The organism is Terriglobus sp. RCC_193 (assembly GCF_041355105.1).
Lineage (GTDB): Bacteria > Acidobacteriota > Terriglobia > Terriglobales > Acidobacteriaceae > Terriglobus.
The window spans coordinates 249294-266022 of the sequence record NZ_JBFUPK010000001.1 but is presented as its reverse complement, the minus strand read 5'-3'; the positions used below and the strand labels follow the sequence as shown (position 1 = coordinate 266022).

The 16729-nt window shown below is 58.0% G+C and carries 7 protein-coding genes; 2 read left to right on the top strand and 5 right to left on the bottom strand.

Going from position 1 to position 16729, the window contains the following annotated elements; all coding sequences use genetic code 11:
• Positions 1 to 97: 97 nt before the first annotated feature.
• The 4 genes from AB6729_RS01025 to AB6729_RS01010 form a co-directional block, all read right to left on the bottom strand.
• Positions 98 to 3667, bottom strand: a complete 3570-nt coding sequence (locus tag AB6729_RS01025; RefSeq protein ID WP_371079705.1) for a TonB-dependent receptor — start codon at positions 3665 to 3667, stop codon at positions 98 to 100.
• Positions 3668 to 3831: 164 nt separating this feature from the next.
• Positions 3832 to 5472: an FAD-dependent oxidoreductase gene (locus AB6729_RS01020; protein ID WP_371079704.1), complete on the bottom strand. Its 1641-nt coding sequence runs from the start codon at positions 5470 to 5472 to the stop codon at positions 3832 to 3834.
• Positions 5473 to 5556: 84 nt separating this feature from the next.
• Positions 5557 to 6873: a helix-turn-helix domain-containing protein gene (locus AB6729_RS01015; protein ID WP_371079703.1), complete on the bottom strand. Its 1317-nt coding sequence runs from the start codon at positions 6871 to 6873 to the stop codon at positions 5557 to 5559.
• An 81-nt stretch (positions 6874 to 6954) separates the two neighbouring features.
• Positions 6955 to 9132: a DPP IV N-terminal domain-containing protein gene (locus tag AB6729_RS01010; protein ID WP_371079702.1), complete on the bottom strand. Its 2178-nt coding sequence runs from the start codon at positions 9130 to 9132 to the stop codon at positions 6955 to 6957.
• Positions 9133 to 9340: 208 nt separating this feature from the next.
• Between AB6729_RS01010 and AB6729_RS01005 the strand changes: the two genes are divergently transcribed.
• Entirely contained in the window at positions 9341 to 12868 is a 3528-nt protein-coding gene (locus tag AB6729_RS01005) for a carboxypeptidase regulatory-like domain-containing protein (protein ID WP_371079701.1), read from the top strand.
• Between the two features lie 92 nt (positions 12869 to 12960).
• Positions 12961 to 14373 (top strand): glycoside hydrolase family 30 beta sandwich domain-containing protein, encoded by a 1413-nt coding sequence (locus AB6729_RS01000; RefSeq protein ID WP_371079700.1) that lies wholly within the window; start codon positions 12961 to 12963, stop codon positions 14371 to 14373.
• Between the two features lie 184 nt (positions 14374 to 14557).
• Here AB6729_RS01000 and AB6729_RS00995 read toward each other — a convergent pair whose 3' ends face one another.
• Positions 14558 to 16651, bottom strand: coding sequence for a mechanosensitive ion channel protein MscS (locus tag AB6729_RS00995; RefSeq protein ID WP_371079699.1), 2094 nt, complete (start codon positions 16649 to 16651; stop codon positions 14558 to 14560).
• Between the last annotated feature and the right edge of the window lie 78 nt (positions 16652 to 16729).

The following is a 16729-nucleotide window of genomic DNA, read 5'->3' as shown; positions in this document are numbered from 1 at the left end:
TTTCGAAGAGAGCTGTACCTCTCAAAAAAAGAAGGCCGCAGCATAGTGGCTGCGGCCCTGGATGAAGGGCACTATCGGTACTTCCATCGCTTATGTGTTAGAAGCGAAGCTTTGCGGCCACCTGCACGTTACGCGGCAGGTTTGCCTGGCCCGTGATGAAACCGAATGAGGTCGCACCTGAATTCACACTCACATTCGGAAGTGCAAACTGAACCTTGTTCAGAACATTGAAGGCTTCCGCACGCAGTTCCAGACCAATCTGATCGTGGATCACAAACCGCTTGACGATGGAAGCATCGTTCGAGAAGTTCAGCGGTCCACGGATCGCTGCCCACGAACGAGGCACATTGCCAAGCTGGAAGGTGGCCGGCAGCGAGAATGCCGCAGGGTTCAGGTAAGGAATTGCCGTACCACCGTTGACGTAGATGTGGCTCTTTGTACCGCCTCCATTGAGAGGGTTGACGCCAGCGTTATACATCGGCCTCGATCCCGTCCAGTTACCCGCTCCGCTGACACCCAGGCTGAGTGGAAGACCAGAGGAAACCTGAATGACGGTATTCACCTCCCAGCCTCCAACAACCAGGTCCGCCCAGCGGGGAACGTTGCCACCGAAACGCTTACCACGGCCTACCGGCAGAGCGTAGTTTGCCGTGCCAACAACGCGATGACGCAGGTCGGTCGCAAGCGTGCTGTGCTCATATTGCGGGAAGTAGAAGTTCTGGTAGCCCGGATTGCCGTTGTTGTTCAGGAAGCCATTGGTGAGATCGCTGACATTGCCCAGCAGCTTAGACCAGACGTATGACACCGAACCGGTCACACCGTTTGGACGATGGATACCAAGCGTTGCCTGCATGGCGTTGTACGTGGTCGAGCCAACGTTCTGGTAAGAGACATTGGCGCTGTTGTTTTGCAGTCCGTTGATGGCGCCCGAAGTGTACTGGGGGAACCGTGCATTCAACTGCACCTGCTGCACCGTGGCGTTCTTCAAAACACCCGGAGCGATGACATATTGGTTGTTGTAAAACGGGTTTGCAACTTGGTTGGTCAGCGGCGTGAAATCTGTTGTTCCCACCGGCAGGAAATACTGCGGCTGCAGATCGTTGTAGCGAACGTTCATCGGCAGGTGAACACCGTGGCCACCAACGTAGTTCAACTGCAACGTAAACGTTCTGCCCAGGCCCTGCTCCATACCGAAGTTCCACTGCTGCTGGTACGACACAGGATTGCGGTATTGAACACCCGAAATCGTTGTACCGTTGCTGACCTGGGACCCGGCACTGGCGCCCGCTGGCAGCAACACGCCACTGGTGAACGGGTTGTCCACCTTCACAGCAGGTGTATATCCCGTGGATGTGGTTGGAATGCTGGTCGACTGGGTGAATCCGATGTTGGGGTTGCTATATCCACGCTCGGACGTCGGCAGGAACAGCAGACCATAGCCACCGCGGAAGACGGTGGTCGGCGTTGCCGCGTAAGACATACCAAGGCGCGGACCGAACTCCTTGTAAGACGTAGCCCAGGTGCGCGAGGGGTTATTGCCAGTGCCAAGGAACTGAGCACCGCCCGCTACACCGATCGGGTTTGCGGCGGTGGGGTCAAAGTCAGCCCAGGCGTTACGGCGATCCTTAAAGCCGGTCTCCAGGTCATAACGGATACCCGCATTGATTGTCAGGTTCGGCGTGACGCGCCAATCGTCCTGAAGAAAGAGGCCGTGCGCGAACTGGTTAAACGCCTGTGTCAACTGTCGCTGCAGGCTGCCACCCGTCGGATAGCCGAGCAGGAAAGTTGCCCATGAGGCCAATGCCTGCTGAGTCCCTGCAACGGAACCACCCGGCCTAACAGCACCGGTGAAGGCTGTTCCGAAGGAGAAGCCTCCATTCGGATTACCGAGTCCCGACTGCATTTCCATGTTCAGTCTGCCCTGGTAGCCGGTGGTGATGGTGTGCTTGCCGTGCGTCCAGAGAAGGGTTCCGTTCAGTGAGTGGGTATAGTGCGCCCAGTTGTTATAGCTGCTCTGGTAGCCGATCTGCGCAAGGCCCGTGAAGCTGGCGACAGGAAGACCGGGGACCTGCTGCTGGCTGAGCAGATTGCTTGAATAGCCATAATCGCCGGCGTTGTATTTGTAGAAGTTGTTGCCCAACTGCAGGTTCGTCTGGCGTGCAAAGCCGTACGACATCTGCACCACTTTGTTGGATGAAACCGTGTAGACGTCGCCTACTGCGAACAGGTACGCACCCAACGTCTGGGTCCAGCCGCCGGGGCCGGTGGGGCTGTTGAAGTTGTCATTGTTGGTATAGAGGTTCTTTGAGCGTGTACCACGCATGAAGAGCCGGTGCGAGGAGCCAATGTTCTGATCAATGCGGAAGTTGTATTGGTCGTCTCGGCTGGTTGTGTTGGCAATGTAGGTGTAGTTGTTTGAGCCCAATGCAGCGCCTGCAATATTCGGAGCCGGCATGAACTGAAGATACTTCGCCGCTACGGGGTTCCAGGCAGATTGAGGGATGCAGTATCCGGCAGCGTAGCTGGTGCCATTGCAGCTGGCGGCTGCAATCGGGGTACGATTCTGCGTGCTTGAATTCGAGGAATTCGGATCGTATATCGGTGTGGAACCTTCCGTGAAGATACCCTGACGCATGAGAGCCGTCGGGACCGTGGTGTTGCCAACGCCGGGAGCCAGATTGCGAATTCCCTCGTAATTAAACGTGAAGAACGTGCGGTCCTTGCCGTTATAGATCTTCGGAATGTACACCGGTCCGGTGAGGAGCACTCCATACTGGTTCGCACGGTGTGGGGCACGGAAGTCTTTGTGGCCCGGGTAGGGATACACACCGCTGCGTTTGGTGAAATAGTTCGCCGCATCCAGCTTGTCGTTGCGGAGGAACTCGTAGACATCGCCATGAAGTGAGTTCGTGCCGCTCTTCGAAACAATGTTCAGCACGGCGCCGCTGGTGCGTCCGTACTGCGCGGGTGCGCTGGAGGTGACAACCTTAAACTGGTTGACGAACTCCACGGACGGCGTAACCGCCGGCTGGCCCTGGCAGCAGACCACAAGCGAAACACCGTCGAGCAGGATTTCATTCGATCCGCCGATGCCGCCGTTTGACTGGAAGTTGTTGGTGGCAGCAGCGACGACCGCTCCACGGGTCACGGTCACGCCGACACCGAAGTTCGAGCCGGGGGCAATGCCCGGCGCAAGAACGGCGAGACCGTACGGGTTGCGGCCGTTCAGCGGCAGGTTGTCCACCTGCTTGGCCTGGACGGTGAAGTCAAGATTGGAGGTCTGGCTATCCAGAGCAGCCGCGCTCTCCGCCGAAACGTCGACGGTCTCATTTTCATTACCGACCTTCAGAGCCAGGTCCACCTGGGCCGTTTGTCCTACGGTCAGGTTGATGGTGGAAACCGTCTTCTGAAAGCCGGGGCGCTCCACCGTGATGGTGTACGTGCCGAGGATGAGTTGCGGAGCGGTGTACAGCCCGGCCTTGTTCGTCTGGATGTGAAGGACCAGACCGGTGGCCTTGGAAGAGATGGTGACGGCAGCATCCGGTATCAATGCGCCTGTGGTGTCGGTAACGGTGCCGGTGATGGTGCCGTTTTGCACCTGCGCCATTGCGGTGACGGAACCTGCCGCAAGGCAGGCGACCAGGGAGAGTTTGGATAGATGTTTCATTCAGGCCTCGTAAGGTGAGTTAAAAAAACCGAAGTTCGCGTACGAATCTCCGTCGTTTGGTGTTAGGCCAGCGAGTGTTGTTGAATGGGACAACAAACGTCCAGTTCCAGCCTGTTACGTAACTGTTACGGACGTTTGTTATCAACCACTTAAAACATTTTTCTTTACGGCTGGGGATGCATGCGGGACCGGGCGCGGTGGGCCTGCTGGTCAAGATGGAGGATTGTTCCGTCTTTGCGGAGGATGTTCTGGAGCTTATCCACCGCGACCTGCTGGACCGGGATGTTGCCCTGAATGGCGAGTGCTGCGGTGACTCCGGCAGCCTGCCCGATCATCATGTACTGGGGCTCCATACGGACCGACGAGTACGCTACGTGGGAGGCTGACAGGCACACGGGGACGAGCAGATTGGTTACCTGTTCCGGCTTGGGCAGGATGGCGCGGAAGCTGATCTCGTAAGGCTGCACCGCTACCTGGACATCGCCCTCGTTGAACACCGAACCGTCAGGCATGCTGACGCGCTGGATGTTATGCGAGTCCGAGTTGTAGCTGCCCATCGCGATGGAGTCAGGCTTGGTGCGGTCTGTCTGGAGATCGGCCTGGTGCATGACGTAGACGCCGGTCATGCGGCGGCCTTCGCGGATGTAAAGCTGACGCGGCCAGCCGTCAGTGTCTGTGAACTCGTCCTTGGCGCGGCCCCACTTGTTGGTGTCGTCGCGCAGCGATTGCGGGACGGAAGGGTCGGTCGCGAGGAAGTAGAAGAAGTCCTGCGTGTACTTGACGTGCGCCTTCCAGATGGCCTCGCGCTCGGCGTAGGTGCCATCAGGATAAGCCCAGCTTTTACCGATGAAGTCGGTAGAGAAGGGGCCGTTGTTGTTGAAGTCGCACTTGGCGTGATCGAAGCAGACGGGGTTGGTGACGGTGGCAAGCACCGGGTCTTTGCCTGTATGTTCCTTATAGCTTTGGACATAGCGCGTCAGCAGAGCGAACTGCTTCGCGTCGTATCCAGCAGGTTTGGTCCAGGGCATGCGGTTCGTGGGGTCGTTGGTGAGGATGAGGCGGAAGTTGTAGGCCTGCACCTTCTTGTCTCCGCTGCCGCCCTTGGCCAGCGGCCCGGGGTCGACGTACGGCAGGAGCTTGTGGGCGTCGTCGAACGCGCTGATCTTCCACAGGAACTGGTGCTTCGGTGTCTCCGGGCGAACGCCGGCGAGGTTTTCGTTGTAGACCTCTTCGCCTTCGCGGCCCACGACGTAACTGACGTGAGCTTCGGCCATGGCGTCGCCTTCATAGCTACAGTCGGCGAAGACCTTGCCTTCCCAGCGCTGGCCGTCCTCAGTGACCAGGGCGGCGACCTGCTTGCCATTCATCTCGACGCCGCCGTGTTCCCTGAGGCGCTCGCCGAGACGGACGTCGACCTTTGCTTCCTTGAGCCAGCGATTAAAGATGGCCTCGCCAACCTTTGGCTCCGAGAGGAAATCGGTGGGATGGTCAAGATCGCCCTTGCCGTAGGTGCTGGCTGCTTCCTTGTAGAACTCGCGGGTGTAGCCGCCGATGATGGGGAAATAGGCGTAGTCCGTCGCGGAGAGACCGCCGGTAACCATGCCGCCCAGATGGTGGGTGGGCTCGAGCAGGATGACGTGGAGCCCCTGCCGTGCGGCGGAGTAGGCGGTCATAACGCCGGACGCTGTTCCGCCGTAGACCACCAGATCAGCGGAGACAGGCTTTGCGGCAGGTACCGCCGCAAAGGCGGATGCTGCGAGGGACAGGAGAAACGTGGGAACCAGAAATCGTGCAGATGCAATCATGGCTGACCATATTGCCATTCAGATGGTGCAATCGTGACGTTTCGGGGGGTATGTTACGGAATGTATCGGTTTAAAATCAGCAGCTTACATCGCCTTGGACGGAGGTGCCTTGGTGTAGGCATGAAGGGTGACCGGCCAGCTCCGGATGGGCGTATTGCCCTCCATTTCGGTCATGGTGACCATCTCAAAGAACTTCGGCGAGCCGTGTTTGCGCCACATGTCCTCGACTGCGTTCGATCCGGCATTGGAGGACAGGAGCGAGACCATGCCGCTGGTGTCTCGCGACTCCAACAGCAGCACTTTGAGACCCGGAGCGCGGCCGGGAAGGAGCGCAATGATAGATGGTTCCACATGGCGTACGGACGTTCCACCGACGGGGTTGTTCCGGAAGACACGACGGTATGCCGCTTCTTCGCCCTTCTCAGGATGCGTGTTGATGACACGCTCTTCGCCGGGGGTCATGACGAAGTTCATCGTGTCCGTGTACTCCTTCATGGGCCGCAGCGTGTTGTCGGTTCCCAGGACGATGACATTTGCCTGCTCAAGCGAGAGCAAAGAAGAGTCCCGGGTGACTTCGAAGGATAGCCGCTTCGCCTGGCCGATGCGATCGAGGTAACGCGAAATCTGAATGCCTGCGAGCGTGTCCCAGGTGACGGTGTAGGACTGCTCAAGGCCCATAGGACCCCACATCTTTGTAAGCTCTTGCAGCCTGGGGTCGTCCTTGACCTCGTCAAACGAGTTGACCTGGACCGAACGTATCCGCAGTGATGGACGCTCCTTGAAGCTGAAAAAGATGGGCGTGGGTAAAACGATCCGGACAGGTGCGTCACCTTCCAGGAAGGCCTTCCAAAAGCTGTTGGGCTTATCTGGTGGATGCAGAGCGGCAGCCTTCAACTGGCGGCTTTGCCAGATGGCCAATCCGGCGGTGGCAACGAACAATATCGTTAGCACAATGCAGGACGCGGTGAGCACGTAGATCCGATGCGCACGGACCCAGGCCATGCCGGTTGGCGGAGGCTCCGGTTCGGCGGGAGGAAGTTCCACCTGCTCTTCCGGCGGGACCGGCATCTGCAAGACCAACTGGTGCGAGCCAGTGGGGATGACTAATAGTTCATGCTCGCCTGTTTCGCTGTAGTAGTCCTTGAGCTTTCGTCGCAGGCGCGAGATTTGAACGCGAATGCTGGCGTCTGTATTCGGATCGAAGTGGCTGCTACGTCCAAGCGCCTCTGTGGCGATGGCGTATTCGCTGAGCGGAAGATGGCGATTGAGCCAGAGATAGTGCAGCAGTTTGCGCTGCGTTTCCGCGCGCATGAACTGTGGACTGTTCAGGACGCGATGAACTGCTTCCTCTACCGCCGGATCAAGTTCCTGCTGCACGTCCGGTGGGGTTTCAACAGCCATAGCGGGGATTCTACTGGAGTGAAAATTCAACACACAAGCGCCGCGGTATGCGGAGTATCCCACGAGATGAAAAAGGTGAGATTACCGCCCCGCTGTGATCTCAGAGAGTGTAAGGTGGCGGCTTGCGTGTGATTCGTCAGTGAGGAGAATCTGCTGGCCATTGGGGCCCACGGAAAGACCTGCGAAACGCGGTGGCAGCCGCTTCAGTTTTGCGAAGTTCGTTGTGTTTCCGGTTGCAGGGTCGTACATGCGTAAAGACGTTTGCGTTGTGTCCAGGAAGACAATGCCACGCGGTGTGACCTCCCAATAGCCCCAGTATCCGGCTGCGGGTTGCGGCACCACCTGCGTCTCCGGGCCACCCTGGATGGGAACACGCCAGATGCCCGCTTCTCCACCGCGCGCGAAGTACAGGAACTTTCCGTCTGGCGATTCCTGTGGGACGATGCCGTCGCCCGTGGTGACGGGTTGTGGCGATCCACCGTTACGATCAACGCGCCAAAGCTGCCAGCGTCCGCCGCGATTGGAGCGGAAGTAGACGGTGGTGTCGTCGTTGGACCAGCGCGGTGTGATGTCGTTGAAGTCGCCGCTCGTAAGCTGGCGAGGCGAACCACCGCTGGCAAGAATTGCGAAGATGTGGGAGTGACCGCCGGTTCGGGAGTCGAAGAGGACTTCGTCGTGAAGATGTCCCCATGATGGGCTGCCCGTCAGCGGGCCATTGCCGTGGGTCAGTGGGTGGGCACCGGTTCCGTCGACTGCCGCCATCCATATCTCCTGAAAGCCGGATCGCTGGGATTGGAAGGCGAAGCGGAGGCCGTCACGTGCGAATGATGGCGCGGAGTCTTCCTGCGTTGAGGAAAGGACTTCGCGCGAGATGGCTTCCGCGCCACGCGTTACAGAGATGATGCTCCAGATGGCGGACCCCTGTGTGTAAGCCACGCGCAGGATGTTTCCGGCACGGGAGACAGTGGGCTGGGCGGCGTCTTCCGTCCCAATGGGCATGCGTGCTGGCTTGCCTCCACGCAGGAAGACTCGCCACAGGGCGCTCTTGCCTCCGCGGTTAGAGGAAAAGACCACAGACTTACCGTCAGGGAACCATGCCAGGCTGTCGATGCCTGCGCTATCGTGGGTGATCTGGTGGACTGGGCCTCCTGTGACAGCAATCCAGTAGAGATCGCGGACGGCAGTTTCACTGGCGCGGGAGAAGGCGATGCGGCGGCCGTCTGGCGAAAACGCTGGGGTGAGGTCGCCTTCCCAGCCGTCCGGGGGCGTGGTCAGTACCTGCGACTGAAGCGTCTTCAGGTTGAGCAGGACGATGGACGACGACGGGTTGCTTCCGGCGTGATCCGGGAAGGCGAGTGACTCGCCGTCTGGTGACCATGTCAGGGCTCCCTGCTCCCACTGCGAGGCGGATTGAGGAACGAAAACCTTTCGTGAAGCGCGGGTCTGAATGTCTACCAGGTAGATGCCGAGACCTTCGCTGGAATTTGAGAGATAGGCGATGCGGTTTCCGTCGGGGGACCAGGTGGGGCTGAAGTCGTCGCCCGGGCCGGAGGTTACGGGCGCAGAAGTTTCAGCGGTAATGGACTTGATATAGATATGTTGTGGGCCACCATCTTCTGGAGTGGCAACGTAGGCGACTGTCTTGCCGTCTGGCGAAAAGGCTGGCTGGAGCTGTTCGCCGTCTCGACTGGTGAACGGCAGCGTTTTCAGCACGGTCTCTCGTGGTGTTCCTGCCCACAGAAAACGCCACATTGCTAAAGACATGAGTGCCAGTACACCGAGTGCCAGTCCCGCAAGAACAGCCGGTTGCAACAAGGCATGTCGACCTCGTTTGTGGAGAATTGGCTCGGGCGGCGTTGCGGTGGGGTCTTCGACGTTGACGGGAGCAGGCATCGGGAACCCCTCAGCCTGCTCCTTGACGGATTCGGCTGGCAGTTCATGGATGGGCGCCAGCAGGCGGTAACCCACCTTTGGGACCGTCTGAATGAAGTGTGGCAACGACGCGTCATCCTGCGTCACGCGGCGCAGGACGGAAATGCAGCGGGTCAGGACATCGTCGCTGACGAAGATACCGGGCCAGACGGCGGCGATAAGGTCTTCTTTGGTGACGACGTGGTTCGGGTGCTCCGCCAGTGCCAGCAGCACCTTCATCACCTTGGGCTCAAGATGCTTCTCCTGACCGTCCTTCCGCAGGCAATTCAACTCCGGTTCAACGATCCAATCACCTGCCTGAAATGGCGCTCTGGCTTCTGTGCTCAACGCGACGCGCCCGCCATCTGGCTCATCAAATGATTGAAGATGAATGACTTGTTAACCATCAGAAAAACCTCAGTGAACTCTCGGCGCACTCTCAGGACAACCGTTAGCGCGCGTCCATACGGTGTTGAGCGTTCGGATAAAGCAGTTGAAAGCAGGTAGCAGAACCGTGACATCTTTTCGATCCAAATTTTTATTGGCCAGTAATCCTATGATTCAAGGACCGCTTAGCCGGCTCTGCCCCATTCCGGTGGCATGTGTTCTGGCGCTTGGAGCGGTCTCAACAGCAGGCGCACAAGTCACGTCGGGCACCATTCTGGGCTCTGTTCAGGATACAACCGGAGCCCTGATCCCGGACGCCTCCGTAAAGGCAGAAGCACCCGCTCTGGGCGTTACCCGTACGGTTACCTCCACCGGCAACGGCACCTTCTCCATTCCCAACCTGCCAGCCGGAACCTACACCATCACCGTGACGCGCACCGGCTTCCAGCAATTGAAGAAGGATGGCGTGATCCTGAGTTCCGCCGACCGTCTGAACGCCGGAGCATTCCAGCTCCAGGTGGGCGCGGAGAGCACGACGGTGAACGTCACCGCCGAGACCGGCCAGATGCAGATCCAGGCCAACTCCGGCGAGCGCAGTGACCTGATCACCGGCAAGCAGTTGAACGACATTGCCCTGAACGGCCGTAACGTCCTCGACATTGTCCGCGTGATCCCCGGCGTATCCGGCACGGGCAGCTTTGGTGTATCTGGCACGGGCGGTCTGGACAGCTACTCCGTGAACGGTACCCGCGCCAACCAGCACGAGTTCACCCTGGACGGCGCCAGCAACGTGGATACCGGCAACAACGGCGGCACGCAGGTGACCCTGAACACGGACGCTATTGCCGAAGTGAAGGTGTTGACCAGCAACTACCAGGCCGAGTTCGGCAAGGCAGGCGGCGGTTCCATCGTGGTGACCAGCCGCGGCGGCACCAATGACATCCACGGCAACGTGCACATCTTCCATCGCAACGAAGGCATGGACGCGCGTTCGTGGATTGAGAACCACAACAACACGCCGCAACAGCTTTACCGCTACAACACCGTGGGCGCGCAGATTGGCGGACCGATCAAGAAGGACAAGCTGTACTACTTCTTCTCGACCGAATGGTATCGCCAGCTTGTTCCCGGCAGCGTGAATCAGTACCGCGTGCCCACCTCGCTGGAGCGCAATGGTGACTTCAGCCAGAGCCGTGACTCTAACAACAACCTGATCACCGTCTACAACCCGAATACGGGTCTGCCCTTCGCGGGCAATGCTGTGACGCCCTCACAGCTTACAGCGGCACAGGCGGCGAACTTTGCGCAGATCCAGCGCATCCTGAACCTGTACCCGCTGCCAAACGTGACTGGTCAATCTACCTACAACCGCCAGGATCCTCTCAGCTACTCGCACCCACGTACCGAGTATGTTGGCCGTGTGGACTGGCAGATCACGCCGAACGAGCGCCTGTTTGCGCGTTACATTAATAACCAGGACAGCAGCACCGGGCCCTTCAACAGCTTTGGCAGTCTGAACTGTTCCAGCAACCTGCAGTTCGCGGGCGGTTGCAGCAACCGTCAGCCAGGCTGGAACCTTGCCGTCGACCTGACCAGCACTCTCTCGCCGACCATCGTGAACGAAGTCAGTATCGGTCCTTCGGTCTATCGCTCCGAAACGGCGGGTGTAAACGGCAACATCAGCGTTGGCGCAAACAACATCAACCTGCCGCTGCTGTTCCCGGTCACGTCGGATACTTCTATCCCGGATTTCTCCTATACCGGCAATGGACAGAACTATCCCAGCAGCTACCTTGGCGCTACACCGTGGCACCAGGCGAACACGACCATCAATGCCAATGACAACCTGACCTGGACATTGAAGAACCACACCATGAAGTTTGGTGTGTTCTACCAGCGTTCGCGCAAGGATCAGATTGCGTGGGGCAATTCCAACGGCCAGTTCAGCTTCAATGCCTGCTCCACCACGCCGACAGGCTGCCTGAGCGGATCGACCAGCAACAGCAACCAGGGTTCGCCATTTGCCAGCGCTCTGTCCGGTGCGTTCACCAGCTTCAACCAGTCGTCCTCACGTCCTACGGGTTACTTCCGCTACAACCAGTTGGAGTTCTATGCGCAGGACACGTGGGTGATCAGCCCGCGCCTGACGCTGGACTACGGCATACGCTTCGCGTGGATTCCACCGCAGTTCGATGCGAAAAACCAGATCGCCCTGTTCACTCCGTCCGCCTACAATGCGGCGAATGCTGTGACCATCGATCCGACGAGTGGCGCTATTGTGGGCAGTGGCGGCAATCGCCTGAACGGTATGACCTATTCCGCAAACGGCACACTGCCCAAGGGCGGCTGGAACGGTCGTGGCATTCAGTATGAGCCGCGCGTTGGCTTCAGCTATGACCTGTTCAACGACCGCAAGGGCGTTCTGCGTGGCGGCTTCGGCATCTCGCATGACCGCTCGCAGGGCAACCTGGTCTTCAACACGGTTTTCGGCAATCCTTCACTGGTAACGACACCGACGATCAACAACGCAAACATCACCAACATTGCCACCGCGGCGCAGTCGAACCCCGGCGTGCTGGGCGGCATCTATGGCGCGGATATCACGGGTCAGGTGCCGACGACGTATAGCTTCTCGCTGGGTATTCAGCGTGAAGTGGCTTCCGGCACCACGCTGGATGTGGCATACGTGGGAACGCAGTCGCGCCACCAGGTGACCGCACGCGATCTGAACCAGCTTCCGTACGGCACCGCATTTACGAAGGCCGCACAGAACCCCAGCCTGTACGCTGGCGGCGTGGTGCCCGACGTAGAGCCGAACCTGCCTCCGGAATATGCTGCGGCGGGTTACTCCTTTGCAGGCGACAAGGCATACAACACGAACTACCTTGCACCGTACAAGGGCTATGACCAGCTTGAATACTATAAGTTCGACGGTACGGCTGGATATAACTCACTGCAGGTATCGGTACAGCGCCGCTTCTCGCGCGGGCTGACCTTTGGCGGTACTTACACATGGTCAAAGGCAATGACAACCTCCACGGCAGACGAAACGTTCGTGGATAAGTTCAACCCCAAACTGTATAGCTATGGCCCGGCGGGCTTCGATCGCCGCAGCATTGGCGCCATCAACTATGTGTATGACCTGCCGAAGTTCACGCAGCACTTTGGTGGACCACGCTGGCTTGAATACGTCACCGATGGCTACCAGATCAGCGGTCTTGCGAACTTCCAGAGCGGCAACCCTGTGCGCAATGCACTGTGGTCGCCCGCGAACGTGCTCACCGGCGCTCGCCAATACAGCAAAACACCGCCTGCATACGTGGGTGTGGATGAGCGTGGCAACCTGATTCTGCCGACTATTGGTCAGCCGACGCAGGGCGCACCCGGCAGCATCCGCAACGATGCACTGGTCACGTGGGATAACTCGATCTTCAAGAACTTCCCACTGGGCAAGAGCGACAAAGGCCGTTATATCCAGCTGCGTGGCGAGTTCTTTAACATCCTGAATCACACCAACATCAGTACCCGCGATTACAGTGCAAACGTAACGTTGCCTTCTTACAACAGCAGCAACAACACGTACACGCCACTGTCCATCACGAAGAGCAACTCGTGGGGCACACCTACCGCAGTCCGCAATCCCAGCGGACCCGGTGGACCGCGTGTGATCCAGCTGGCGGCGAAGATCTACTTCTAACCAGCAGCTTTCTCCATGTGGGCTGGCCATAACATCGGCCAGCCCATACTTTCTTGCACTACTATTTCCCTACCCCGTTAAAGGATGTCTGCGTGATTCCCTACCGACTCTTGGTGATGTGTTCGTCGTCCCTGCTTCTTTCCGTCGCTGCTGTGGCGCAGACGGTCCATGGTGTTCAGACATCGGTCGATCTTAGTAAGACGCTTGCGCCACTTCCGTCTGCGAAATTTTCGCGCGGCGCAGCAAAGCCTGATGTAACGATTACTGTCGACGAGACAAAGCGTTTCCAGACCATGGATGGTTTCGGCGCGGCGTTTGTCGAAGGATCTGCGTATCTCCTGCAACACAATCTGACGCCGCAGCAACGCAACGATGTGATGACGCGTCTGTTCGATCCGAAGCGCGGTATTGGCCTGAGCGCAATGCGTCTTCCTATTGCCAGCACCGATCTCTCGCGCATGCATTACAGCTATGACGACATGCCGCAAGGGCAGAGCGATCCGGAGATGCAACACTTCTCCGTTGAGAAGGACCGTGCCGATGTTTTTCCCACGGTGCGTGAGGCGCTGAAATTGAATCCACGCATGACTCTGATTGCTTCGCCGTGGAGCATGCCCGCATGGATGAAGACAAAGCCCACCATGAACGGCGGCATGTTGCGCGAGGATGCCGAACCTGCATATGCAAAGTATCTTGTGCGATCACTCCAGGCCTTTGCGAAGGAAGGGATTACACCGCAGTATCTGACGATTCAAAATGAACCTTTGAACGAGACAAAGAACTATCCCGGCACATTGCTGCTGGCAGATCAGGCAGCGCGCTTCATCGGCAAAGACCTTGGCCCCGCTCTACATGCAGCCGGTTTGAAAACGCAGGTGATGGCGTATGACCATAACTGGGACCATCCGGAATATCCGCTCAGCGTCATCGCTGATCCGACTGCGCGTCCTTACATGGCTGGCTCTGCGATGCATTGCTACGGCGGCAAGGCGGATGTGCAAGACGACATGCATGCCAAGGACCCGCAGATGGGCATCTGGATGACGGAGTGCTCCGGTGGCACATGGCAAAAAGAAGCACCGCTGGCTGTCACCGCACACCTTGTTATTTCGTCGACACAGCATTGGGCAAAGGCCGTTACGCTATGGGGCATTGCGCTTGATCCCAAGGGAAATCCGCATGCCGGTGGCTGTGGAATATGCCGTGGCCTGTTGACGATTGATGCAACGCAGAAGCCCTCCGCCATTACGTGGAATGGTGACTTCTACGCGTTGGCACACGCCAGCAAGTTCGTGCATCCCGGTGCGGTACACATTGCATCCTCCACGACAACGGAAGGCGTGGATCAGGTGGCATTTGAAGACACGGATGGAACCATTGTCCTGATCACATTCAACGATACCGCCGAAGCAAAGACAATGGATGTGGAGTGGCATGCACGCACGGTGCATCTCTCCCTGCCCGCGACGTCATTGGTTACTTACACGTGGAAAGCAGCACGTTAACGATTAACTACTCATAGCCACGGCTCGTTACATCAAACGCGAAGCGACAGTCGCAATCGTAATTTCTACGACACAATGCCCTGCCATCATCAAGTGATGACAGGGCATTATGTCGTCAACACGCACGAACGATTCGTTCAGATTGTCATGGCGGCAGAAGTGGTCTTTTTAATAGTTGGAGTTGCTAGCCCTTCACAACGGCCTTCACCTGGGGTGGCGCGGCAATGCCGTTCTTTAGCGCTTCATTGTTCTCCATGTCGTGCAACAGGGTATGGATCATTGCTTCATCGGTGGAGGACGCGTTTTTAATCTCAACCGGAAACAACACAGCGTACTGTAGGCCTGCGTCCGTAAGCTGCAGCCGCGGCTCAATGCCGGGCTTCTCGACCGGGGCATCCATCCACTGCTCTACATTCTGATGCTGGGCTTCAATCGAAGCGCGATAGGTGTTGTACGTGGTGGTGACGGCGTTCAGGATGGCGTCCGTCGCCGCACGGTAGTCGGCATCCGCCTTCAGTTTTACCGTCAACTCATGCCAGGCATATTCTGTTCCGGGCATCTGCTTGTACAGCGGCGTACCGCTTTGGAACAACACGGAGTTCGCAAACACCGCGACGCGCCCGGTGGGATGCAGTTCGGTCCCTGTGCCTGTCAGCTCTGACATGTAAAAACGCACCAGGCCTACCTCAATCACGTCGCCCGTTACGCCTGCCACGGTAATACGGTCTCCAACACGCACGCCATAGCGGCCCACGATGAAGAAATATGCAGCAACGGAAAGCAGAATCGTCTGCAGTCCAACAGCAATGCCCGCGGTGATGAATCCCGCGAATGTCGCCAACGAACTGAACTGTGTCACAAAGCCGAAGATCAGTACCACACCCGTGAGAAATCCGAGTACAGTCCGCCGGATAATCAGAATCTGTCTGCGACGCCGGATGTCGCGTACATACTTCGCCGTCAACCGCTGCCATACTCCGCTCACAAGGAAGAGCACCAGCAGCGACAGCGCAATCGATACCACGCGTAACAGCAATGACCGCAAGAGTGTGACGTACTCCGCATTCACTACTGTGCGCCAACTCACCAGATTTGCGCGTGCAGATTCCAGTAGCAGCACTTCCTGTGAAGAAGGCAGCGTTGCGGTACTCAACACACGAAAGGTGGAACTCAGCGCATCATAATGCTTTCGTGTTGCCCGCAATGCCTCTGCATCTGAAAGATTCGCAGGCGATTGCATGGCTGCATCTCCCTGCTGAATCGTTGATCGCAACAGAGAACGGATCGGTGCGCGCAGATCGTTCGCCTGTTTTTTCAATACATCCAGTTCATGAATGCGGCTTTCGATGTCTCGCCGCGCACCCAGTAGTTGAAACAATGCAATCGCCTGCGTGGAAACACCTGACTCCCGCACGGTGGACAGGCTTTCCAGCACAGGCGGCGCTGTGACTGATTTTGAGGAAGAAGCCAGTTCCGGCGCCGCACGCAGCAGCCGCTCGACATCACCAGCAAGTCCCGTTGCTGTCTGCGCATCGGCCATTGAAGACAACCTGGTCATCGCATCCAGCATGGCCTTCTGCAATTCCAGCTGGCCTTCTAACTGCTCGTCGCGTTGCTGCAGAGCTGCAAGATTCTTGCCTTTCGCTGTACTGATCTGTTTGTCCAGAACCGCGTCCTGGGCGGCAAGATCAGCAATGCGAGCCTGCACTCGTGCACGAGCAGCGGTTAAGCGTTGCGCCGTGGTGGGTTCCTGCGGTTGGGTGTTGTCATTGTCCGTATCATCTGTCGGTTGTGTTGACTGCGCTCCGCCCGATGCTGTGCTGCCGGGTTGCAGACGATTGAACAACGCCGCCAGATTTCGTGCCGATTGAAATGCTGTCTGCCCAATCTGTGCGGCATGCTGGCTTGCCTGTTCGCCATATAACGCATCGCTCGGTTCGCCCACTTTCTGAATCTGCGTGGTGGATGCGCGATAGAACCGAAGCACGTCGTTCAGGTGCTCCAGCATGGCCTTTCCTTGCGCCGTAGTATCAATCCCGGGGTTCACAAGTCGCGGCATCGCGGCTATCTGCTGCGGCAGCGTTTGTGCCGGAGCAGCCGATTTTGAAGGAACGGCTGATTGCGCTGCGACATTCGCAGGTGAGGCCGAGTTTGTTACAGACGCAGCCCTGGGCGCATCCGGTGTCGCAGTCGAAGGGGATGTCTGGCCTGCTACAGGCAAAGAACTCAGGGTCAGAACGACCGCAAACTTCCAGCCGATAGATGAAACGTACTTCATCTGAGGTTGGATGCGGTTCTGCAACGCAATACTGTTCCGTCTCGACAATAACCCACACCTGCGTATGTTTCGTGCGTA

Excerpts from the sequence above, each read along its gene's own strand:
- AB6729_RS01020 (WP_371079704.1), bottom strand. The coding sequence starts at position 5,472 with ATGATTGCATCTGCACGATTTCTGGTTCCCACGTTTCTCCTGTCCCTC.
- AB6729_RS00995 (WP_371079699.1), bottom strand. The coding sequence starts at position 16,651 with ATGAAGTACGTTTCATCTATCGGCTGGAAGTTTGCGGTCGTTCTGACC.
- AB6729_RS01015 (WP_371079703.1), bottom strand. The coding sequence starts at position 6,873 with ATGGCTGTTGAAACCCCACCGGACGTGCAGCAGGAACTTGATCCGGCG.
- AB6729_RS01025 (WP_371079705.1), bottom strand. The coding sequence starts at position 3,667 with ATGAAACATCTATCCAAACTCTCCCTGGTCGCCTGCCTTGCGGCAGGT.
- AB6729_RS01005 (WP_371079701.1), top strand. The coding sequence starts at position 9,341 with ATGATTCAAGGACCGCTTAGCCGGCTCTGCCCCATTCCGGTGGCATGT.